Raw genomic sequence first — 20,423 nt, 5'->3', positions numbered from 1 at the left:
CGCCCTGCAACTGTCCGCATCGGCGGCTGTGTGCCTGGCGTCAGTCCAGCAAGGCCAGGATTTCGTCGTGCAGCTGGCGTGGCAGGCGGATGCCTTGCTGCGCACTCAGCGCCCGCGCTGCATAGCGCCGCTCGGACGGCAGTCGTGCACCCTGGCCTTTGATGGCTACAAACATGGCCTCGGCACGCGCCTGGTGCCCGGGCCAGTCTTCGCCGGCAAAACGCTGCGGATCAAAAGCCAGCACCAGGTGGCCATGGCAGGGCATGCCGCCTGCACCGGCGTCCAGCGCCATCGATTCCTGGCTGCCCAGATCGCCAATCAGCATGCCGGCCATCAACTCCACCATGGTCGCCAGGGCCGAGCCCTTGTGGCCGCCAAAGGTGCGCATCGCGCCCAGGGCGACGGCTTCCGGGTCGGTCGATGGTTGGCCTTGCGCATCGATGCCCACGCCTTCGGGCAAGGGGGTGCCGGCGCGCCGGTGCAGGTCCAGATCGCCGCGCGCTATGGCGCTGGTGGCAAAGTCAAACACATAGGGGAAGGGCCCGGGCCGGGGCCAGCCAAAGGCAATCGGGTTGGTGCCAAACACCCCCTGGGTGCCGCCGGCCGGTGCCACCCAGGCATGGCTGGGTGTCATCACCAGGGCGGCCAGGCCTTGGTCGGTGAGCATCTCCACCTCCGGCCACAGCGCCGTGAAGTGGACGCAGTGGTTGATCACCAAGGCACCCATGCCTAGCTTGCGGGTGGTTGCCACCAGCGGCGGCAGGCCCACCTCCAGAGCCCAGGGCGAGAAGCCACGCTGGGCATCGACCCGGGTGATGGCGCCTTGCGTGGGCTGCAGCAGTGGTGGGGCTTGCAGATCCACCATCCCGGTGCGGATGGTGTGGGCTGCGCTCAGGATGCGGTAGGCGCCATGCGATTGGCAGGCATCGCGCTGGCCAGCGACGACGATGCGGGCAATGGCCTGGGCATGGGGTTCGCTCAGGCCCAGGTGCTGCAATACCTGCAGCGCCAGGCGCTGCAAGTCGCTTTCGCTGACCAGCAGGCTGTCTTCTGGTGCGTGGTCCATTCTTGACCCGTCTCAGGCCTTGCCGCGGGGGATGCGGCCCATCAGATAGAACTCGTCATTGGGCTGCATGCCGGCAAAGCTGGCCATGCGGTTGCTCAGGCCAAAGAAGGCGGTAATGGCCGCTATGTCCCAGATGTCCTCGTCATCGAAGCCATGGGCGTGCAGGGCGCCGAAATCGGCTTCATCAATCTCCTGCGAGCGGGTGCAGACCTTCATCGCAAAATCCAGCATCGCGCGCTGGCGTGCCGAGATGTTGGCCTTGCGGTAGTTGACGGCCAACTGGTCGGCCAGCATCGGGGCCTTGTCGTAGATGCGCACCAGCGCGCCATGCGCGACCACGCAGTACAGGCACTCGTTGTGTGCGCTGGTGACGGTGACGATCATCTCGCGCTCGGCCTTGCTCAGGCTGCTTTCCTCGCGCTCCATCAGCGCATCGTGGTAGGCAAAGAAGGCGCGCCATTCCGCCGGGCGGCGCGCAAAGGCCAAAAACACATTGGGGATGAAGCCCGCCTTTTCCTGCACCTGGGCAATGCGGGCCTGGATGTCTTCGGGCAGGCTTTTGAGATCGGGCAGGGGGTAGCGTGCAGCTGCAGCCATGGTCTTGTCTCCACTGGGTTGTTCTGCGGACCATCATAGAGGCAAGCCCTGCGCCGGGCCTGCCTGTTGGTGACTGCGGGTCACGACCTGCGGGCGGCTGCTGAAAGGTGGCCGCCCGAAAGCGCCTGCTCAAGGCGCGCTGAAGGGGCGGCCGCGCAGCTTGGTGCCGGCCGCAATGCCTTTTTGCTTGAACCACCCCTGGTTCATCTCCAGCACATAGCGCACCGGCTTGCTGGAGCAGTGCGAATCCTCCGTCATCGGCTGCATATCGGCCAGGTTGACGATGGTGCCGTCGTCGCTGACAAAGGCGGCGGTCAGCGGCAGGAGGGTGTTCTTCATCCAGAAGCACTGGATGCCGGGGCGGTCAAACACAAAGAGCATGCCTTCGTTGGCTGGCATCTCCTTGCGGAACATCAGGCCGATTTCCTTCTCACGCGCCGTCTGGGCCACCTGTGCATGGATGCGGTGCATGCCGGCCGTCAGCTCGGTGCGGGCCAGCTGCATCTGGGGCTCCCCGGTGGGCGCCGCCTGCTGCGCCGCAGCCGGCAAGGCAGCCGCCAGTGCGCAGGCCATGGCGGATGCGGCAAGGCAGCGTTGAGCGAGGCGGGAAGAACGGGTTACCAAGGGGGTGGGGAACATAGGGGTCAAGACTCTCACAAAGCAGGGCGCACGAGATGTGCAGCGGCGGCGCGGCGCGCCATAGCCGGTTTTATACACCATGCCAGCGCAGCTGGGGGGCCGTTGTACCTTGCCCGGGGCCGGGTTCAGATGTCACAGTTTGTGCAGTCAGGCCGGGCCGGTATTTGTCGATAGAATCGTTGGCGGTAACACATGCGCCTGGTGCCTGGTGTGGGGCTGGGCGAAGAACCAGATTGGGAGATTTGTGACGATGCGTGCTCAACCTATCCAGCAGCCCGAAGGCGGACAGGCCATCACGGCCAATGCGGACCACAGCCTGTGCGTGCCAGACCGGCCCATCATCCCCTTCATCGAAGGCGATGGCGTGGGCCGGGACATCACCCCGGTGATGCGCAAGGTGGTGGATGCGGCAGTGGCCCAGGCCTATGGTGATACGCGCCGCATTGCCTGGATGGAAGTGTTTGCCGGTGACAAGGCGCTGGGTCTGTATGGCGAGGGCCAGAGCCTGCCGCAGGAAACCATGGACGCCATCGGCCAGTACCTGGTCGCCATCAAGGGCCCGTTGAACACGCCGGTGGGCGGCGGCATCCGCTCGCTCAACGTGACCTTGCGCCAGACCCTGGACCTGTACGTCTGTCTGCGCCCCGTGCGCTACTTTGAAGGCGTGCCATCGCCAGTGCGTGAGCCGCACAAGACGCACATGGTGATCTTCCGCGAGAATTCCGAAGACATCTATGCCGGGATCGAGTTTGCGGCGGGCTCGGACCTGGCGGTCAAGCTGATCGCTTTCTTGCAGCAGGAGATCGGCTCGCAGAAGATCCGTTTTCCGCTCAGCTCGGGCATCGGCATCAAGCCTGTGTCGCGCGAAGGCACCGAGCGCCTGGTGCGCCAGGCCATCCAGTATGCGATCGACCATGACAAGCCCAGCGTGACCTTGGTGCACAAGGGCAACATCATGAAGTTCACCGAAGGCGCGTTCCGCGACTGGGGCTATGCGCTGGCAAAGCAGGAGTTCGGTGCCGAGGTCATCGACGGCGGGCCTTGGATGCGCCTCAAGAGCCCCAAGGACGGCTCCGAGATCATCATCAAGGATGTGATTGCCGATGCCTTCCTGCAGCAGGTGCTGCTGCGCCCGGCCGATTACTCGGTGATCGCCACGCTCAATTTGAATGGTGACTACATCTCGGACGCGGTGGCCGCGCAGGTGGGCGGTATCGGCATTGCGCCGGGCGCCAATCTGTCGGACCGGGTGGCGGTGTTCGAGGCCACACATGGCACGGCGCCCAAGTACGCCGGCAAGGACTATGTCAACCCCGGCTCGCTGATCCTGTCGGCCGAGATGATGCTGCGCCACATTGGCTGGACCGAAGCCGCTGACCTGATCATTGCCGCGATGGAGGCCACGATTGCCTCCAAGCGCGTCACTTACGACTTTGCGCGGCTGATGGAGGGGGCCACGCAGGTCAGCACCTCGCGCTTTGGCGACGAGATGATCAGCAACATGCAATCGGTTGCCTGACCTTCCACCGGCGGGGCTGCGGCTGAAGCCGCATCCCGCCCCTTACCTTGCTGCCCATGGCCATGGACACACCGCACATCATCGACACTGCGCGCCAGGTGCTGGAGATCGCGGCGACGATTGCGTTTGCGCTGTCCGGCGTAATCAAGGCGGCGCACAAGAAACTGGATGTCGTCGGTGTCTGTGTGGTGGCCTTTGTGGCTGCTTTTGGCGGCGGCACCTTGCGTGATCTGCTGCTGGACCAGCGGCCGTTTTTCTGGGTGCGGCAGGAGACCTTTGTCTGGGTGATCCTGGGCATCAGCCTGCTGGCCATCGTATTTTTGCGGCAGCGCCACTTTGCTTTGACCGAGCGGGCCATGCTCTGGCCCGATATGCTGGGCCTGGGCCTGTTTGCTGCGGTGGGGGTGGACATGGCCGCCGAGCAGGGCCTGCCTGCACTCATCTGCGTGATGATGGGCGTGATCACCGGGGTGTTTGGCGGGGTGCTCCGCGATGTGATGTGCGGCGAGATTCCGCAGGCCTTCCGTGACCACCAGCCCTATGCTGTCTGTGCCTTCGTCGGCGGTTGGGTGGATCTGCTGCTGCGCAGCTCGCCCGTGCCCGATATGGCGCCGATGCTCGGCTGTGTGCTGGTCACCGCAGGCTTGCGGGCGATTGCGCTGTGGCGGCATTGGCGGCTGCCCAGTTGGCGGGTGGAGTGAGCGAGATGGAAGCAACAGAAGGGATGCAGGCATGGGGAAAAAATGGACATGGTCACTGCTGGTGCTGCTGGCCTTGGTGGGCAGCGCGGTCATCTGGTACCTGGCGGGTAAAACCTACGAGATACGCATCAGCCAGGCGCAGTTGGAGCAGAAGCTGGCTGAGCGCCTGCCGCTGACGCAGCGCTATCCGCTGGTCTCTGTCACCATGGCACAGCCCCGGGTGCATTTGAAGGAAGACAGCGAGCGCGTCGACTTTGGTGTGAACATGACGGTCAACACCCATTCCAGCGGCACGCAGCTGTTGGGTGCGCAGATCGATGTGTCTTCCTCCCTGCGCTATGACGCCGAGCGCGGGGCGATCTTTCTGGACCAGCCGGTGATGGACAAGCTGGTAGTGCAGGGCCTTGATGAGCGGCGCACGGCGATGGCCGAGGTAGCGCTGGAAGCGGCGATGGCTTCGTACCTGGCCCAGCAGCCGATCTACACGCTCAATGCCTCCGACACGCGCCAGCGCCTGGCGCGCATGGCGGTGCGCGATATCAAGGTGGACAAGGGCGTGCTGGTGGTCATCCTGGGGCTGTGAGCCCGCCAGGTTCTGCACCATTGGCTGCACCGGGCTGAGCGCGGTGCCGGGCGGATGGCGCACAGGCCGCCTGGAGACCGGCGGCAAGACGCTTGCCTGATTCCTTTATTCTCAAAACGCCATAAATTAACAAAAATATATTCGTTTGAGTTTTAAGTACAAAAGTCCACAATTTGCAACATCACTTCATACGAACGGGTAGCAGAACATGAAACTGGGTGGATTGAAATCTTTGGTGGTTGCCGCAGCGGTGGTGGCCAGTGGCTCGGTGCTGGCACAGAACCAGCTGCTCAATGTTTCGTACGACGTCGCCCGCGAGTTCTACAAGGACTACAACGCGGCCTTTATCGCCCACTACAAGAAGACCAAGGGCGTGGATATCAAGGTGGACCAGTCCCATGGCGGCTCCAGCGCCCAGGCGCGCGCCGTGTCCGAAGGTCTTGCCGCCGATGTGGTGACCTTCAACACCACGACCGACGTCGAGTTCCTGGCTGAAAAGGGCGTGGTTGCCAAGGATTGGACCAAGAAGTTTCCCAACGATGCGTCGCCCACCACATCGACCATGCTTTTTCTCGTGCGCAACGGCAACCCCAAGGGCATCAAGGACTGGGATGACCTGATCAAGCCCGGTGTGCAGGTGGTGGTGGTGAACCCCAAGCTGGGTGGCAATGGCCGCTACGCCTATCTGGCCGCCTGGGGCCAGGCCCGTGAAAAGGGTGGCTCGGATGCTGATGCCCAAGCCTACATCAGCAAGTTGTACAAGAATGTGCCGGTGCTGGCCAAGGGTGGGCGCGATGCGACTGCTGCTTTCCTGCAGCGCAACGTGGGCGATGTGCTGATCACCTTTGAATCCGAGGTGGTTTCGATTGACCGCGAGTTTGGCAAAGGCAAGGTGGATCCGGTCTACCCATCGGTGAGCATCACTGCGGAAAACCCGGTGGCTGTGGTGGAACGCACGGTCGAGAAAAAGGGTACGGCCGAGCTGGCCAAGGCCTATCTGGATTACCTCTACTCGGATGAAGGGCAGGAAATCGCTGCCAACCATGCCATCCGCCCCCGCAGCGAAGCGGTGCTGAAGAAGCACGCCGACGTGTTCAAGCCGATCAAGCAGTTCACCGTGGCCAAGTACTTTGGCAGCCTGGGTGAGGCGCAGAAGACCCATTTTGGAGATGGCGGCTACTTCGACAAGCTGTTCACCGAACCTAAGAAGTGATGAGCCAGCAGCAGCGCCCGCCAGCCGGGCGCTGACTGCGCATTTCCTGTAGATTTTTGCCGATCGGAATCCATGTCAGCTGCCATCACTGCTCCGGCGAATGCCGTGCCCAGTGCCAAACGCCGTAGTGCCAAACGCGTACTGCCAGGCTTTGGGCTCACCCTGGGCTACACCATTTTCTACCTCAGCATCATCGTGCTGATCCCGCTGGCCACGTTGTTGTTCAAGACCTTCGAGCTCAGCTGGGACCAATTCTGGACAACGATCTCCGCCCCCATTGCCGTGGCCGCCTACAAGGTCACCTTCGGCGCATCGCTGATCGCGGCGCTGGTGAACCTGGTGTTCGGCATGCTGATCGCATGGGTGCTGGTGCGCTACCAGTTTCCCGGCAAGAAGATCGTCGATGCGCTGGTCGACCTGCCGTTCGCGCTGCCCACCGCTGTGGCCGGTATCTCGCTGACTGCATTGCTGGCGGACAACGGCTGGATTGGCCAGTACTTTGCGCCCCTGGGTATCCAGCTGGTGTTCAACCGCGTAGGTATCGTGTTTGCGCTGATCTTCATCGGCCTGCCGTTCGTGGTGCGCACGGTGCAGCCGGTGCTGGAAGATTTTGAGAAAGAGCTGGAAGAGGCCGCCGGCAGCCTGGGTGCGTCGCGCTGGCAGACCTTCTACAAGGTGATCCTGCCTGCGATCGGCCCGGCTTTGCTGACTGGCTTTGCGATGGCCTTTGCGCGCGCAGTGGGTGAGTATGGCTCGGTCATCTTCGTCTCCAACAACATCCCGATGGAGTCGCAGATCACACCCTTCGTCATCATGGCCAAGCTGGAGCTGCACGACTATGCCGGTGCCACTGCGATTGCGATGGTGATGCTGGTGATCTCCTTCGTGCTGCTGCTTCTCATCAACGGCCTGCAAAGCTGGCAGCGCAAGCGTTCGGGGGCCTGAACCATGCCAACCATGTATCTCGTATTGATTGCCATCGTCGTGGTGGTGCTGGGCACCGTGCTGGCGCGCTACCAGTATGTGGCCCGCCATGTGCCTGAAGTGCAGAGCACCGTGACCGAGCCGCGCTGGGTGCGCTGGACCCTGACCGGTATTGCGCTGGTCTTCATGCTGCTGTTTTTGCTGCTGCCATTGCTGGCGGTGTTCTTTGAGGCGCTGCGCAAGGGATGGGACGTCTATGTGAGCGCGCTGACCGAGCCTGATGCCTGGTCGGCCATCAAGCTGACCTTGATCACTGCATTGATTGCCGTGCCGCTGAACCTGGTGTTTGGTGTGGCAGCCGCCTGGGCCATTGCCAAGTTCGAGTTCAAGGGCAAGGCCTTGCTGACATCGCTGGTGGACCTGCCTTTCTCGGTGTCCCCCGTCGTGGCCGGCCTCACCTATGTGCTGCTGTTTGGGGCCAATGGCTGGTTTGGGGCATGGCTGGAGGCCCATAACCTGAAGGTGATTTTTGCGGTGCCCGGCATTGTGCTGGCCACTGTGTTCGTCACCTTCCCGTTCATTGCCCGTGAGCTGATTCCGCTGATGCAGGCCCAGGGCAATGACGAAGAGCAGGCAGCCATTGTGCTGGGGGCTTCGGGCTGGCAGACCTTCTGGCGCGTGACCCTGCCCAACATCAAATGGGGTCTGCTGTACGGCGTGATCCTGTGCAATGCGCGCGCCATGGGCGAATTCGGTGCGGTCTCTGTCGTGTCGGGGAGCATCCGCGGCCAGACCAATACCATTCCGCTGCATGTCGAGATTCTGTATGCCGACTTTCAGTCTTCTGCAGCCTTTGCGGTGGCGTCGTTGCTGGCCCTGCTGGCGCTGGTGACCCTGGTGCTCAAGTCGATCGCCGAGTGGCGCGCCGAGAAAGAGCACAAAGAGGCAGCCAGTCTGCCACCCGAGCGTCCGCGTGATGACAGCGCAGCCACGGCATAAACCCGGTATTTTCGAGGTCGGATATGAGCATTGAAATCCAAAACATTTCCAAGTCGTTTGGCAGCTTTAAGGCGCTCAATAACGTCAATCTGGACATCCAATCCGGTGAACTGATTGCGCTGCTGGGCCCGTCGGGCTGCGGCAAGACCACCTTGCTGCGCATCATTGCCGGCCTGGAGTCTGCTGACCAGGGCACGATCCAGTTCAGCGGTGAGGACACCACCGATGTGCACGTGCGCAACCGCAATGTGGGCTTTGTTTTTCAGCACTATGCGCTGTTCCGCCATATGACGGTGTTCGAGAACGTGGCTTTTGGCCTGCGCATCAAGCCCCGCAAGGAGCGCCCGAGCGAAACCCAGATCCGCGAAAAGGTCATGAGCCTGCTCAAGCTCGTGCAGCTGGACTGGATCGCGGACCGCTATCCCTCGCAGCTGTCGGGTGGCCAGCGCCAGCGGATCGCGCTGGCCCGGGCGTTGGCGGTGGAGCCCAAGGTGCTGCTGCTCGACGAGCCCTTTGGCGCACTCGATGCCAAGGTGCGCAAGGAGCTGCGCCGCTGGTTGCGCCGTCTGCACGATGAGCTGCACGTGACCAGCATCTTCGTGACCCATGACCAGGAAGAAGCGCTGGAAGTGGCGGATCGTGTGGTCGTCATCAACAAGGGCCAGATCGAGCAGGCGGGCACGCCGCAGGAAGTCTGGGACAGCCCGGCCAGCCCCTTTGTTTATGGCTTCCTGGGTGACGTCAACCTGTTCCGAGGCCGTGCTACCGGTGGCCATACGGTGGTCGAAGGCGGCGTGCAGATCGATTCGCCCGAGCTGGCATCGGCCAACAATGCCCAGGCACTGGCCTATGTGCGGCCCCACGAGCTGGACGTGGAGCGCTACTCGCCCGGCCAGGAAAAGGACGCCGATGGCCGCCAGCGCGGCATCGTGGCCCAGCTTGACCGTGCGATTGTTGTCGGCCCCATCGCCCGTCTGGAACTTATTGCCGTTGGCGGGCACCAAGCCCCAGGTGCCGAGGCTTCGGACAGCGACAAGCTCATTGAGGCGCAGATTTCTGCGCAACAGTTCAAAGCCATGGGCCTGAAGGAAGGCGAGACGCTGGTGGTGACACCGCGGCAAGCCCGAGTTTTTCTCGATCAAGCGGCCAATATCTAGCGCCTGACGCTCGCGCCTGCGCCTGAAGCTGTGAGACCCGGTTCTGCCCTGTGGGCGGGCCGGTTTTCTGGTTTTGGGCTCCTGCAGGTCTGTACGCGTAAGATGGCGGGATTGGCAGCATAAGGACATGACTTGAACTGGATCTGGAACGCACCGCGCCGCACCTTGGCGCTGATTTTTGTGGCCTGCGCGGCCATGATGGCTTTTGGCATGTATTTGCAGCACGTGGTAGGGCTGGAGCCTTGTCCGATGTGCATCGTGCAGCGCTACTGCCTTATTGCGGTCGGTGTATTTGCGCTGCTGGGCAGCCTCAAGCCGTCGACGGCCGGTTGGTGGAAGAGTTTCGGTGGCCTGGCGCTGCTGTTTTCCGCCTTCGGCGCATTCACTGCAGCGCGCCAGAGCTGGCTGCAATGGAACCCGCCAGAGTTCGCGACCTGCGGGCGCGACTTCTACGGCATGATCGAGAACTACCCGATCAGCCGCTCGCTGCCTATGATTTTCCGAGGATCCGGTGATTGCACCGCGATCGACTGGACTTTCCTGGGTCTGTCGATCGCCAACTGGTCCTTTATCGCCTTTGCAGGCTTTAGCATCGTGCTGCTGTTGGCCCTGTTCAAAGCCAAGCGCTAAGCGCCAGTCAACCGCATGCGAACGCCCCTTTTGAGGGGCGTTTTTCATGGCTGCATCAAGCAGGGGATGGCCCGCCAGACCTATATCGCCAATGCGACTGGTGTGCGCGATAGCCAGCTTGTGCAGAAACAACGCGGCACTAATATGCTGATCTGTCAGGCAACGAAAGGGACAGCCAGTCCCGGCCCAGTACAAGCAACAAGCAATAAGGAGATCGCATGATCAGCTATGACGTCACAGGCTTTGGTGAGCCCCTGGTGCGCAGCGAGCGCCCCACCCCCGTACCGACCGGAGACCAGGTGCTGGTGCGTGTCGAGGCTGCGGGTGTCTGCCACTCGGACCTGCACATCTGGCATGGCGAGTACGACCTGGGCAATGGCAAAAAGCTGTCCATGGCCGACCGTGGCATGAAGCTGCCCCTGACCTTGGGCCACGAGATTGCCGGCGAAGTGGTCGCCATGGGCCCGGACGCCAAGGGTGTCGAGATCGGCAAGCGCTATGTGGTCTTCCCCTGGCATGGCTGCGGCGAGTGCAAGGTCTGCAAGCGCGGCGATGAGAACCTCTGCCTGGCCGGCAAATCCATGGGTGTCTACCAGAACGGTGGCTACGCCGACCATGTGCTGGTCAACCATGCCTACTACCTGGTGGATATCGGCGATATGCCCGCCGAGCGCGCCGCCCCCTATGCCTGCTCGGGCCTGACCACCTACAGCGCGATCAAGAAGATCGATCCCCAGGTCTTCAAGGATGAGAAGATCGTGCTGTTTGGCGCCGGCGGTCTGGGGCTGATGGCCATCCTGCTGATGAAGGCCATGGGTGGGGCCGGTGTGGTGGTCGTCGAGCCCGATGCCAGCAAACACGCGGCAGCGTTGAGCGCAGGCGCCGACGTGGTCATTGATCCCAAGTCGCCCGACTTCATCGCCCAAGTCAAGCAGGCCGCTGGCGGCGCGGTCTGGGCCATCATCGACTGCGTGGGCTCCAGCCAGACCGTGCAGCAAGGCATCGATATGCTGACCAAGGGCGGCCATCTGGTGCAGATCGGTCTGTTCGGCGGCCATGTGGATCTGCCCACCCCCACGCATGCGATCCGTGCCATCACCTACCAGGGTACCTATGTGGGCAACCTGGGTGATCTGCGTGAACTGATCGCGCTGGTGCGCGACAAGAAGCTGAACCCCGTGCCGACCACCTGCATGCATTTCAGCAAGGCCTTCTCCGCGCTGGTGGCGCTGGAGCAGGGCAAGGCGGTAGGGCGTCTGATGCTGACCCCCAACGAGGAAGCGGTGGCCTGAGACCCTGGCCACTGAATCGGGCGGGCGGAGTCCAAGCCGTCAGCCACCATGCAAAAAGTCCACACATGCGGACTTTTTTCGCTGGGTGGCAGGCAGGCAGTCAGTCTTGTGTTTCCAAGCTGGGCACGGAGCCGGACTTCACCACGATGTCGAAATTGCCGACAGAGACCTGGTCTCCGGCATACAGCACCTGGCGCTTGACCCTGCGGCCATTGACAAAGATGCCATTGGTGCTGTCATGGTCCTCCACCATCAACAGACCGATGTAGTAGCTGAAGGCGCCGTGGTCGCGGCTGATGCTCGGGTCGCTCAGGAACAGACCGCTGCTCGGACCTCGGCCAATGGCCGTGCAACCGCGCTCCAGTTGGATAGCGCGGGGAGGGGATTGCAGATCAGAACGAACAAGGATTTCCGGCAACATGGTGAGCTCCTGAAGGAACTGGCTATTGAAAAGTCTGAACGGATTATGCATCTATTATTGGTTCAGATTCGATACACATTGCCAATCATTGTCATAGCTGTGCGTATTTTGCAGAAACTATGAAAAAAACCAAAGAAAAATAAAAAATCTAAAAGATGGGTGGGCGATTGTAGGGGGTGCTACTCATCTGGTGTGCCGGGTGTGTGTCAATCCCCACTGATTTGCTCGGCAGCGTGGGCTGATCGTGGCACGCGTTGGCCTGCCGCCGACCTGCGGTGCGCCTCATGGTGTTGCGCACCCAGTGGATCAAGCCGGTTAACCGAGACCTGCCGCTGAATGCGCATGAGGTAGTGCGCGAGTGTTCAGGGTGAAGCGTATGCAGTGCTTTCCGGACGGGCGCTTGAAGGCGCGCATTCCGAGCAACTCCAGCGAGGCCTGTAAGCCTAACCCCACTGTCTAACAAGTTGTGCACCTAACTTCTTCCATCGCGTTGCGCGCTATCGTTGACCCATCCCAACGTTGCGCTGCAACACCACTGAAGGAAAACGCATGAACAAGAACCAAGTCGCGGGTGCCGTAAAAGATGCTGCTGGCAAGGTGCAGCAGAAGGTTGGCGAAGCAGTCAACAGCCCTGAGCAGCAGGCCAAGGGCATTGCCAAGCAGGTCGAAGGCAAGACCCAAAAGGCAGCGGGCCATGTGCAAGAAGCGGTCCGGGACACTAACAAGTAACAAGGAGTTGATGATGCAATCCAAATCTATGTTGATGCTCGGCGCTTTTGCCATCACGATGGCTGCGGGCACTGCATTCGCGCAGACACAAGTGCCAGTCGCAGGCGGCGTCAAGCTGGGTGTGGAGCAGACCGAAATCCAGGCGGTCGCCACCGGTTGGAGCCTGAAGAAGTCGGTGCTCGGCAAGAACGTTTACAACGAAGAAGGCAAGTCTGTCGGCAAGGTCGACGACGTGATCGTCGCACCTGACAAGGCCGTCTCTTACGCCATCATCGGTGCCGGCGGCTTCCTGGGCGTTGGCAAGCATGATGTTGCCATCCCCGTGGGCCAGTTCCGCGTGCAAAATGACAAGATCACTTTGCCCGGTGCGACCAAGGATGCCCTCAAGGCGCTGCCCAAGTTTGAGTACGCCAAGAAGTGATAGCTGCCCGGAGGCAGATGTCCTGGAAAGCCCCGCAAGGGGCTTTTCGCGTTGTAAGCCTTCAGCCATTTTGCGCAAACGTCCCGCAGTGGTACCGTCTGATCCATCTTTTGCCTTGACCACGCCTGCGCTGAAGTTGGAGCCGATGATTCAGTGCATAATGACGCCCAGTCATAAAAAAACAAAAACGGCCCTTGCGGAGCGCTCCGCAAAACCAGGCTCTCAGGTTGCGCCCTTCACGGCAAAATACCTTCATAAATCAAGCATCTGCCCGTAGCTCAGTTGGATAGAGCAACAGCCTTCTAAGCTGTGGGTCACAGGTTCGATCCCTGTCGGGCAGGCCAAACTCCTCGGCTGTATTGAGTCCGCTGCCAGACTGCAAGATTGCATTCCCCCCATAGCAGGGCAGTCACGTCGCATCGAGTCGTGCCTTCAATGCACAAATAGCAATGCCCGCAGTGCGATCACACTGCGGGCATTGTCAATTCCGACCCAGCCATGCATCGATCCAAGCATGGCCGAAGAGGGCAGGGCAGCGCTTACTCGGTTTCTTCGTAAACCAGCGAAGGGTTGTTCATCGAGCGAGCCACATCGTTGAGGCCGGCGATGATGTGGTTGGCGAAAAAGCTGCTTTGGGTATCTGGCTCCAGGGCCGCGATGGCCACATTGGCCAGCGACTGGTTCAGTGGCACGTAGTAGCTGCCCTCGGGCACATCGATGGCAACGCGCTCCAGGCCGACCTTGACCCGCTCCACGCTTTGCTGTCCCGGGCCCAGTACATCGCTTTTGGCGTTGCTGCTGCGTTCTTGCTCCTGGTAGGTGTCGGCCAGCAGGTTGCCCGGTTCGGCGACGCGCAGCACCTGCAGCCCCAGCGCGCGGAGCTTGTCGACCGCATCGGTCGCGCTGCTGGCCAGCCAGTATCCGCAAGGGCGAGCACGCTTGGGGCCAGGGCTGAGCTTCACCGAGGAGTGCCAGTCCACTTCCTGCTGCATGTCCTCACCCGTTTGCGGATCGAGGAAGAGGACGCGGCGCTTTTCGGTGGTCTGCTTCGCCTCCAGCGTGAACTCACCTCGGCACGCCTGGGAGGCGATGTCGCGGTTGACGAAGGTGCGCACCTGCTCGAGCTCCTTGGTGCGCTGGGCAGTGGTCTCCAATGCAGATGCCAGTGCCACATACTGCGCATGCACGCGGCGCTGGATGTGCGCGCGGCCAATACCGACACCGCGCGTCTCGATCAGCATCGTGGTGGCGTTCTTGAGTGCGTTCACGTTGCGGCCGGTGTCGGGGCGTACGCCGCCCATCGACAGCGACAGGTCCTGCGGATCACGGGTAGTGGTGTAGTACCAGTTGGTCGCCAGCCCTTGCTCGGTCAGCGCCTTTTGGATCGGCAGCAAATACCATTCGTGGGCCGCCTTGCTGACGAACTCATGGACATTGGCGGTCGTGGGGGGCTGGAGAAGGGCGTCATAGCGCTGCACGCCCTTGAACTTTTCCAGGTAGCGGCCGGCGACTGTGAACTCATGGGCATCCAACACTGCCAGGGGCCGGTAATTCCGGCTGAGCTTGGCAAGGGCCTGGGCTTCCGGCGTCTGCAGCAGCAGGTGGTCGCGGTTCATGTCCAGGCCGTTGGCAGTGGTGCGCCGTCCGGTGGCAGCCCCATCGGGATTGGCACGTGGCACCAGCAGTACGTTGATCTTGTCGAGGACCGCCGACAGCGGGCCTTGTTTCAAATCCTGCGCCAGGGCCAGCAGCGCTTCGCTGCCGGCGGGCTCATCACCATGCTGCTGGCCAATCAGCAGCACGGTGGGGCGCTGGCTTTGGTCCAGGTCGTGCAGGCTGGTGCTGGCAGCGCGGGTCAGCAGCAGCGCCAAAATGGGCTGGCCTTCCTGGGAGGTGCCGGCGGTGACCAGCTCGGTCTTGGTGCCGGACTGGTCTGGCGTCGCCAGCTGGCGCAGCCACTGGCCGAGTTCGGCATTGCTGGTATAGGTGGTGCGGCCCGCACTCAATCCAGGGGTGATGTAGTTGCGTTGGGGATCGGGAAATCGGGCAGCGACTTCGTCGCTCTCCTTCCATCCGCTCAAAGGACTGCCCTGCAGGGGCACCGTTTCAACCGGGGTTGACACCACGCCGGAGTTGCTGATGCCCGGAATCTGCACCGGGCTGGGGCCACTGGCCGGCCGGGTCGTGACCGTGCCCGGCGCCGGTTGGCCGCCGGCTATCGGCGTGCTGTTCCAGGCAGGCAGCGGCGTGCTCGAGCACGCGCTCAGCGCAAGCGCTGCCGCAATCACGGTCAGGCTGGTCCAGGCGGGCATCGTGCGCTGGGTGGATGGGGATGCTGCGTCGGATTTCATCATCATTGTCGTGCGTGACGAATCACGCCCCTCCTGAAAAATACGTTGCCATTATGCAAAGCTATGCACGGCTTTCACGTAGGATGGGTGCGAAACAATAAGTTTCCGTGCGTAACTGGCGCAGGCTGATCTGCCGCCGTAGTGTGCGCCGCAGTGCCGACCTCCAGCGAGGAATCGGCGCGGCTTGCAGTCGTTTGCATTGGACGCTATGTTGCTAGGCCCCATCACTGGGCCGCTCGAAAGTGCCTGCCGTCTCCAGATCCGGGGCTACATCCCCGGGCGCGGCGCCAGGTACCGGCGCCTGCATGCGCAGCAATGCGCGAACAAATCCGTGGTCGGAGCGGCTGCGGTCGCGCCCTTCATGCAGGTGGTCGTTGAAGTAATCCACGCGGCGCACATCGCCCACCGCATGGCGGCTGCGCGGATCGAACTCCTCGCTGACCAGCACCTGGTCCAGAACGGCCGGCGCCCCCTGGTGGATATGGGAGTAGGCCACGTCTTTTTTCAGCGCCGCATCGCCCAGCAGATCAAAGGCATTGAACAGCGCGCGATCACGGGCCTTGCGGTCATAGGCCACTTCGGCGCTGGCCGAGATCATCTGCGTGGTGACGCTGTCGGGCGTGTCGTTGAAATCGCCCAGCACCACCAAGGGCATGCGGGTGTGGCGCAGCAGGTCGATGACCAGGCAGCGCAGCGCCGTCGCTTCCACGCCCCGCATCACCAGCGAGCGCAACGAGGCGAGTGCGGCAATCTTGGGGTTGTCGCGGTCTTCCAGAGGGTTGCCGTTGGCATCAAGCAGGAACTTCGGGCGTTTGGATTTGAGATGGCAGGTCAGCACCGTCAAGACTTGGCCACGCTTCATCTGCAACGTGGCCACGAGCGGGGGACGCTCAAAACGCGTGTGGACGCCCAGCCCCGGAATGGGCTGGCCCAGCCCGGCAGGAAAGTCGGTGAACGAGCGCGTGGCCAGCACCTTCAGGCGGGTGGCCAGTCCCACGCGCGGGGTGCCGCTGGCGCCTGGCCGGCCCTCGCTGTTTTCTGCGCCGGGCACAGCCGCATAGTGGTAGTGCAGACCGCTGGCGGCCAGCGATTGAGCAAAGGCAGCCTCGTCCCAGACTTCCTGCACCGCCAGAATGTCGGCATTCAGCGCCTGAAAGCGGTCACCCAGCCATTGTGTTTTGCGCTCGTACTGGGCCCGGGTGTAGGGCGCCTGGTTGGCGTAGAACTCCCGCTCAGGCAGTGCCAGATTGAGAACATTGCAGGTGGCGACCGTCAAGGTGTCGGGTGCCAAAGAGGGCGCTGCAGGGTGGGCAGCGGAAGAGGGCATAGAAAAAGGCCGCATGAAACTCGCTTTCGAATGCGGCCTAACCCTAGCGGAAGTGGGCGTCCAAATCAACTGCCATCAGCGATGACAGTTGGGATTCGTCCCCACTTCACGCTGCTTATCGCGAGAACGAGTGGTTGCGGCCACCTCGGCCAGCACCACCGCCGCCGCCATTGCGGTTGCCACCGCCGAAGCCGCCACGGCGGCCGCGTTCGGCCATGCTGTCCACGCTGGTGCGCATCGGATCGGGCTGTGCCGCGCCGCTGCGGCGGTGGTCACGGCCATCGACCGTGCCGCCAAACTGCGTGCCCAGGTGGGCATCAGCGCGGGGCTGGCGTTCGCTGTCCTGGCGGGGGCCACGGGCAGCACCAGCGCCGCCTTGGCGCGGGCCTTGCGACTGGCGTTGTGGGCCGCGTGCCTCACCCGATGGGTGGCGTGGGCCTTGGCGGCCGTCGCGGCGTGGTGGGCGCTGCTCGCGGCGTGCCTGGTCCATGCCTTCGCCGCCAAAATCAGCACCACCTTCGGCGCGTTCACCGCGTGGGCCGGGGCCGCGCTTGGCATTGCCGCCGCGCTGGCCACCACCTGCGTTACCGCCGCCGGGGCCGCGTGCCACCTTGTTGGTACGCACGCGTTCCATCATTTCCTGGCGCGCAGCCTTGGCCGCTGCCTGCATCACATCACGGCCAGGGGCCTTGCCCGCGCCGCCCCAGATCGTCTGGCGGCCCATGGCGATGGGCTCGGCCTTTTCGCCTTCTTCAGGGCCAAAGCCTTCGAGCACCTGCACAGGGATGTCCTGCTTCGTGAAGCGCTCGATGTCCATCATGAAGCCTTCTTCATCCATGCACACCAGGCTCACGGCGTTGCCTTCGCGGCCCGCGCGGCCGGTGCGGCCAATGCGGTGCACGTAGTCTTCCGAGACATTGGGGATTTCGTAGTTGACCACGTTGGGCAACTCGTCGATGTCGATACCGCGCGCTGCGATATCGGTGGCGACCAGCGCACGCAGGTCGCCGGACTTGAAGCCTTCCAACGCCTGGGTGCGGGCGCTTTGGCTCTTGTTGCCGTGCAAGGCCATGGCCGAGACGCCATTCTTGCTGAGGTATTCGGCCACGTTGTTGGCGCCGAACTTGGTGCGGGTGAAGACCAGCACCTGGCTCCAGTTGTTCTCCTGCACGATGTGCAGCAGCACCTGCTTTTTCTTGCCGCGGCCCACCGGGTGGATCACCTGCTTGATGCGCTGCACCGTGGTGTTGCGCGGCGTCACCTGGATGGACTGGGGATTCTTCAGAAGGCCGTTGGCCAGCTCGCGGATCTCATCGCTGAAGGTGGCGGAGAACAGCAGGCTCTGCTTGTCCTTGGGCACCAGGGCCAGCACCTTCTTCACGTCGTGGATGAAACCCATGTCCAGCATGCGGTCGGCTTCGTCAAGCACCAGGATCTCGACCGTGGACAGGTCCAGAAAGCCTTGTTGCTGCAGATCGAGCAAGCGGCCAGGTGTGGCCACCAGCACATCCACACCCTTTTTGATGCGGTCGATCTGGGGGTTCATGCCAACGCCACCAAAGATGACAGTGGACTTGATGTCCAGGTGTGCAGCGTAGAGGCGCACATTCTCTTCCACCTGGGCGGCCAGTTCGCGGGTAGGGGCCAGGATCAAGGCGCGGATGGCCTTGTTGCCCCATTTGTTGAGGCTGCCTTGGGACTCGGTCAGGCGCTGCAGCATCGGCAGCGTGAAGGCGGCCGTTTTGCCGGTGCCGGTTTGTGCGCCGGCCAGCAGATCGCTGCCTTGCAGCACCAGCGGGATAGCCTGAGCTTGGATGGGAGTAGGCGTGTCGTAGCCTTGTTCGCGCACAGCCTGCACAATGGCAGGTGCCAGATTCAGTTCTTCAAAGTTCATTGGATCAGATGCGTCCAACCTGGACGCTGGGTATCGGCCTCGTCTAAGCAATTTTTTGGAATAATTGCAGCCAGTCAGATAGGCAGATGGGTTCAAAGAGGGAGCCCGGAACTGTGTCCATCGTCCCCAGCATAAGCGCTGAAGTCCTAGGCAACTGGAGCCTTTGACTGCAGGTATTGTCGCATGCACCGATAATCCCAGGGTGGCCGCGATCAAAAATCGCATATTTTTTTACTGATTTACCAAAAGAACACATGGCTCAATACGTTTTTTCGATGAACAACGTCACCAAGACGGTTCCTCCGAAGCGACAGATTCTGAAGGGTATTTCTCTGAGCTTCTTCCCGGGCGCCAAGATTGGCGTGCTGGGTCTGAACGGTTCGGGAAAGTCCAGCTTGCTCAAGATCATGGCAGGCGTCGACAAGGAATTCGAAGGCGAAGCGATCCCGATGGCAGGCCTGTCGATCGGCTATCTGCCGCAAGAGCCCCAGCTCAACCCCGAGCACACCGTGCGCCAGGCGGTGGAAGAGGCGATGGCTGAGGTCAACAACGCCAAGGCACGCCTGGAAGAGGTCTACGCCGCTTACGCCGAAGAAGACGCCGACTTCGATGCGCTGGCTGCCGAGCAAGGCCAGCTGGAAGCGGTGATCGCCGCTGCCGGCACCGACTCCGAGCACCAGCTGGAGATCGCTGCAGACGCGCTGCGCCTGCCTGCCTGGGATGCCATCGTCGGCCAGCTGTCCGGCGGTGAAAAGCGCCGCGTGGCGCTGTGCAAGCTGCTGCTGTCCAAGCCTGACATGCTGCTGCTCGACGAGCCGACCAACCACTTGGATGCCGAATCGGTGGACTGGCTCGAACAGTTCCTGCACCGTTTCACCGGCACCGTGGTGGCCATTACCCACGACCGCTACTTCCTGGACAACGCGGCCGAGTGGATTCTGGAACTGGACCGTGGCCACGGCATTCCCTACAAGGGCAACTACTCCGACTGGCTGTTGCAAAAGGGCAACCGCCTGGAGCAGGAGCAAAAGGGCGAAGAAGCCCGTGCCAAGGCGCTGAAGAAGGAGCTGGAATGGGTGCGCCAGAATGCCAAGGGGCGCCAGGCTAAGTCCAAGGCCCGTATTGCCCGCTTTGAAGAGCTGAGCGACTACGAATACCAGCAACGCAACGAAACGCAGGAAATCTTCATTCCTGTGGCCGAGCGTCTGGGCAGCCGCGTCATCGAGTTCAAGAATGTGTCCAAGGCCTTTGGCGATCGTCTGCTGATTGACAACCTCAGCATGAACATCCCTGCGGGCGCCATCGTCGGCATCATCGGCCCCAACGGCGCAGGCAAGTCCACGCTGTTCAAGCTGATCGCCGGCAAGGAGCAGCCTGATTCGGGCGAGGTCGAAATCGGTCAGACCGTGAAGATGGCCTTTGTGGACCAGCACCGTGATGCGCTGGCCAACGACAAGACCGTGTGGGAGGACATCTCCGGTGGTCTGGACATCATCAACGTGGGCAAGTTCCAGATGGCCTCGCGTGCCTATGCGGGCCGTTTCAACTTCAACGGCCAGGACCAGCAAAAGAAGGTCGGCAACCTCTCCGGCGGTGAGCGCGGCCGCCTGCACCTGGCCAAGACCTTGATCCAGGGCGGCAACGTGCTGCTGCTGGACGAACCGTCGAACGACCTGGACGTGGAAACCCTGCGTGCACTGGAAGACGCATTGCTGGAATATGCGGGTACAGTATTGGTCATTTCCCACGACCGCTGGTTCCTGGATCGCATCGCGACCCATATCCTGGCGGCGGAAGGGGATAGCCAGTGGGTATTTTTTGATGGAAACTATCAGGAATACGAGGCAGATAAGAAGAAGCGGTTGGGAGAAGAAGGGGCGGCACCCAAGCGGATGCGCTACAAAGCCCTGAAGTAAACCCACACCGTACGCCCGTCGCTTTACAGAAGCGGCGGGCGTTT

At 62.1% G+C, this 20,423-nt stretch carries 19 protein-coding genes and 1 tRNA gene; 13 read left to right on the top strand and 7 right to left on the bottom strand.

The annotated features are described in order from the left end of the window. Positions 1-40 precede the first annotated feature (40 nt). From ACHWUQ_RS21675 to ACHWUQ_RS21665, 3 genes are all read right to left on the bottom strand, one after another. Complete coding sequence (locus ACHWUQ_RS21675) at positions 41-1,066, bottom strand: Ldh family oxidoreductase (protein WP_394682418.1); 1,026 nt, start codon at positions 1,064-1,066, stop codon at positions 41-43. A 12-nt stretch (positions 1,067-1,078) separates the two neighbouring features. Continuing rightward, positions 1,079-1,663, bottom strand: a complete 585-nt coding sequence (locus ACHWUQ_RS21670) for a peroxidase-related enzyme (protein WP_394682417.1) — start codon at positions 1,661-1,663, stop codon at positions 1,079-1,081. Between the two features lie 129 nt (positions 1,664-1,792). Next, positions 1,793-2,236 (bottom strand): DUF192 domain-containing protein, encoded by a 444-nt coding sequence (locus tag ACHWUQ_RS21665; RefSeq protein WP_394682546.1) that lies wholly within the window; start codon positions 2,234-2,236, stop codon positions 1,793-1,795. A 316-nt stretch (positions 2,237-2,552) separates the two neighbouring features. Here ACHWUQ_RS21665 and icd point away from each other — a divergent pair, with 316 nt between their 5' ends. From icd to ACHWUQ_RS21620, 9 genes are all read left to right on the top strand, one after another. Then, complete coding sequence (icd, locus tag ACHWUQ_RS21660; RefSeq protein ID WP_239812211.1) at positions 2,553-3,821, top strand: NADP-dependent isocitrate dehydrogenase; 1,269 nt, start codon at positions 2,553-2,555, stop codon at positions 3,819-3,821. 62 nt (positions 3,822-3,883) lie between these two features. Further along, a complete protein-coding gene (locus ACHWUQ_RS21655) occupies positions 3,884-4,522 on the top strand; it encodes a trimeric intracellular cation channel family protein (protein WP_394682416.1) in 639 nt (212 codons plus the stop codon). Positions 4,523-4,553: 31 nt separating this feature from the next. Beyond that, positions 4,554-5,105 carry a DUF1439 domain-containing protein gene (locus tag ACHWUQ_RS21650; protein ID WP_394682415.1) on the top strand — a complete coding sequence of 184 codons (552 nt, stop codon included), beginning with the start codon at positions 4,554-4,556 and terminating at the stop codon, positions 5,103-5,105. Between the two features lie 223 nt (positions 5,106-5,328). Further along, complete coding sequence (locus ACHWUQ_RS21645; protein ID WP_312807100.1) at positions 5,329-6,318, top strand: sulfate ABC transporter substrate-binding protein; 990 nt, start codon at positions 5,329-5,331, stop codon at positions 6,316-6,318. Between the two features lie 72 nt (positions 6,319-6,390). Beyond that, complete coding sequence (gene cysT / locus ACHWUQ_RS21640) at positions 6,391-7,263, top strand: sulfate ABC transporter permease subunit CysT (protein ID WP_239812207.1); 873 nt, start codon at positions 6,391-6,393, stop codon at positions 7,261-7,263. Between the two features lie 12 nt (positions 7,264-7,275). After that, positions 7,276-8,241 (top strand): sulfate ABC transporter permease subunit CysW, encoded by a 966-nt coding sequence (gene cysW / locus ACHWUQ_RS21635; RefSeq protein ID WP_239812206.1) that lies wholly within the window; start codon positions 7,276-7,278, stop codon positions 8,239-8,241. A gap of 23 nt (positions 8,242-8,264) precedes the next feature. Further along, positions 8,265-9,398 (top strand): sulfate/molybdate ABC transporter ATP-binding protein, encoded by a 1,134-nt coding sequence (locus ACHWUQ_RS21630; protein WP_239812205.1) that lies wholly within the window; start codon positions 8,265-8,267, stop codon positions 9,396-9,398. 132 nt (positions 9,399-9,530) lie between these two features. Beyond that, positions 9,531-10,028 carry a disulfide bond formation protein B gene (locus ACHWUQ_RS21625; protein WP_239812204.1) on the top strand — a complete coding sequence of 166 codons (498 nt, stop codon included), beginning with the start codon at positions 9,531-9,533 and terminating at the stop codon, positions 10,026-10,028. Positions 10,029-10,246: 218 nt separating this feature from the next. After that, a complete protein-coding gene (locus ACHWUQ_RS21620) occupies positions 10,247-11,320 on the top strand; it encodes an alcohol dehydrogenase (protein WP_239812203.1) in 1,074 nt (357 codons plus the stop codon). 100 nt (positions 11,321-11,420) lie between these two features. Here ACHWUQ_RS21620 and ACHWUQ_RS21615 read toward each other — a convergent pair whose 3' ends face one another. Further along, the gene (locus ACHWUQ_RS21615; RefSeq protein ID WP_239812202.1) at positions 11,421-11,741 is read right to left on the bottom strand and encodes an FHA domain-containing protein; all 321 of its coding nucleotides are present in this window, start codon (positions 11,739-11,741) and stop codon (positions 11,421-11,423) included. Between the two features lie 549 nt (positions 11,742-12,290). On the opposite strand from ACHWUQ_RS21615, the gene ACHWUQ_RS21610 reads away from it, so the two are divergent. From ACHWUQ_RS21610 to ACHWUQ_RS21600, 3 genes are all read left to right on the top strand, one after another. Beyond that, positions 12,291-12,470, top strand: coding sequence for a CsbD family protein (locus ACHWUQ_RS21610; RefSeq protein ID WP_394682414.1), 180 nt, complete (start codon positions 12,291-12,293; stop codon positions 12,468-12,470). 34 nt (positions 12,471-12,504) lie between these two features. Further along, complete coding sequence (locus ACHWUQ_RS21605; RefSeq protein WP_373449083.1) at positions 12,505-12,891, top strand: PRC-barrel domain-containing protein; 387 nt, start codon at positions 12,505-12,507, stop codon at positions 12,889-12,891. 267 nt (positions 12,892-13,158) lie between these two features. Continuing rightward, a tRNA-Arg gene (locus ACHWUQ_RS21600) sits at positions 13,159-13,235 on the top strand. Positions 13,236-13,430: 195 nt separating this feature from the next. Here ACHWUQ_RS21600 and ACHWUQ_RS21595 read toward each other — a convergent pair. The 3 genes from ACHWUQ_RS21595 to ACHWUQ_RS21585 form a co-directional block, all read right to left on the bottom strand. After that, on the bottom strand, positions 13,431-15,242 hold the full coding sequence (locus tag ACHWUQ_RS21595; RefSeq protein WP_394682413.1) for a M14 family metallopeptidase: 1,812 nt from the start codon (positions 15,240-15,242) through the stop codon (positions 13,431-13,433). Between the two features lie 214 nt (positions 15,243-15,456). Beyond that, positions 15,457-16,569, bottom strand: coding sequence for an endonuclease/exonuclease/phosphatase family protein (locus ACHWUQ_RS21590; protein ID WP_394682412.1), 1,113 nt, complete (start codon positions 16,567-16,569; stop codon positions 15,457-15,459). A gap of 115 nt (positions 16,570-16,684) precedes the next feature. Further along, positions 16,685-18,463: a DEAD/DEAH box helicase gene (locus ACHWUQ_RS21585; protein WP_312451330.1), complete on the bottom strand. Its 1,779-nt coding sequence runs from the start codon at positions 18,461-18,463 to the stop codon at positions 16,685-16,687. Between the two features lie 254 nt (positions 18,464-18,717). Here ACHWUQ_RS21585 and ettA point away from each other — a divergent pair, with 254 nt between their 5' ends. Beyond that, positions 18,718-20,379, top strand: a complete 1,662-nt coding sequence (gene ettA, locus ACHWUQ_RS21580) for an energy-dependent translational throttle protein EttA (RefSeq protein ID WP_230778157.1) — start codon at positions 18,718-18,720, stop codon at positions 20,377-20,379. Positions 20,380-20,423: the final 44 nt, after the last annotated feature.

The organism is uncultured Comamonas sp., from assembly GCF_964277875.1.
GTDB lineage: Bacteria > Pseudomonadota > Gammaproteobacteria > Burkholderiales > Burkholderiaceae_C > Comamonas > Comamonas sediminis.
Note: the sequence above shows the minus strand (reverse complement) of the source record. Positions and strands in the feature narration are given on the sequence as shown.

Bases quoted from the DNA above. Each gene is read 5' to 3' on its own strand.
- ACHWUQ_RS21610 (WP_394682414.1), top strand. From the start codon at position 12,291: ATGAACAAGAACCAAGTCGCGGGTGCCGTAAAAGATGCTGCTGGCAAG.
- ACHWUQ_RS21650 (WP_394682415.1), top strand. From the start codon at position 4,554: ATGGGGAAAAAATGGACATGGTCACTGCTGGTGCTGCTGGCCTTGGTG.
- ACHWUQ_RS21620 (WP_239812203.1), top strand. From the start codon at position 10,247: ATGATCAGCTATGACGTCACAGGCTTTGGTGAGCCCCTGGTGCGCAGC.
- ACHWUQ_RS21605 (WP_373449083.1), top strand. From the start codon at position 12,505: ATGCTCGGCGCTTTTGCCATCACGATGGCTGCGGGCACTGCATTCGCG.
- icd (WP_239812211.1), top strand. From the start codon at position 2,553: ATGCGTGCTCAACCTATCCAGCAGCCCGAAGGCGGACAGGCCATCACG.
- ACHWUQ_RS21655 (WP_394682416.1), top strand. From the start codon at position 3,884: ATGGACACACCGCACATCATCGACACTGCGCGCCAGGTGCTGGAGATC.
- ACHWUQ_RS21615 (WP_239812202.1), bottom strand. From the start codon at position 11,741: ATGTTGCCGGAAATCCTTGTTCGTTCTGATCTGCAATCCCCTCCCCGC.
- ettA (WP_230778157.1), top strand. From the start codon at position 18,718: ATGGCTCAATACGTTTTTTCGATGAACAACGTCACCAAGACGGTTCCT.
- cysT (WP_239812207.1), top strand. From the start codon at position 6,391: ATGTCAGCTGCCATCACTGCTCCGGCGAATGCCGTGCCCAGTGCCAAA.
- ACHWUQ_RS21590 (WP_394682412.1), bottom strand. From the start codon at position 16,569: ATGCCCTCTTCCGCTGCCCACCCTGCAGCGCCCTCTTTGGCACCCGAC.
- ACHWUQ_RS21585 (WP_312451330.1), bottom strand. From the start codon at position 18,463: ATGAACTTTGAAGAACTGAATCTGGCACCTGCCATTGTGCAGGCTGTG.
- ACHWUQ_RS21670 (WP_394682417.1), bottom strand. From the start codon at position 1,663: ATGGCTGCAGCTGCACGCTACCCCCTGCCCGATCTCAAAAGCCTGCCC.
- ACHWUQ_RS21595 (WP_394682413.1), bottom strand. From the start codon at position 15,242: ATGAAATCCGACGCAGCATCCCCATCCACCCAGCGCACGATGCCCGCC.
- ACHWUQ_RS21630 (WP_239812205.1), top strand. From the start codon at position 8,265: ATGAGCATTGAAATCCAAAACATTTCCAAGTCGTTTGGCAGCTTTAAG.
- ACHWUQ_RS21675 (WP_394682418.1), bottom strand. From the start codon at position 1,066: ATGGACCACGCACCAGAAGACAGCCTGCTGGTCAGCGAAAGCGACTTG.
- cysW (WP_239812206.1), top strand. From the start codon at position 7,276: ATGTATCTCGTATTGATTGCCATCGTCGTGGTGGTGCTGGGCACCGTG.
- ACHWUQ_RS21665 (WP_394682546.1), bottom strand. From the start codon at position 2,236: ATGGCCTGCGCACTGGCGGCTGCCTTGCCGGCTGCGGCGCAGCAGGCG.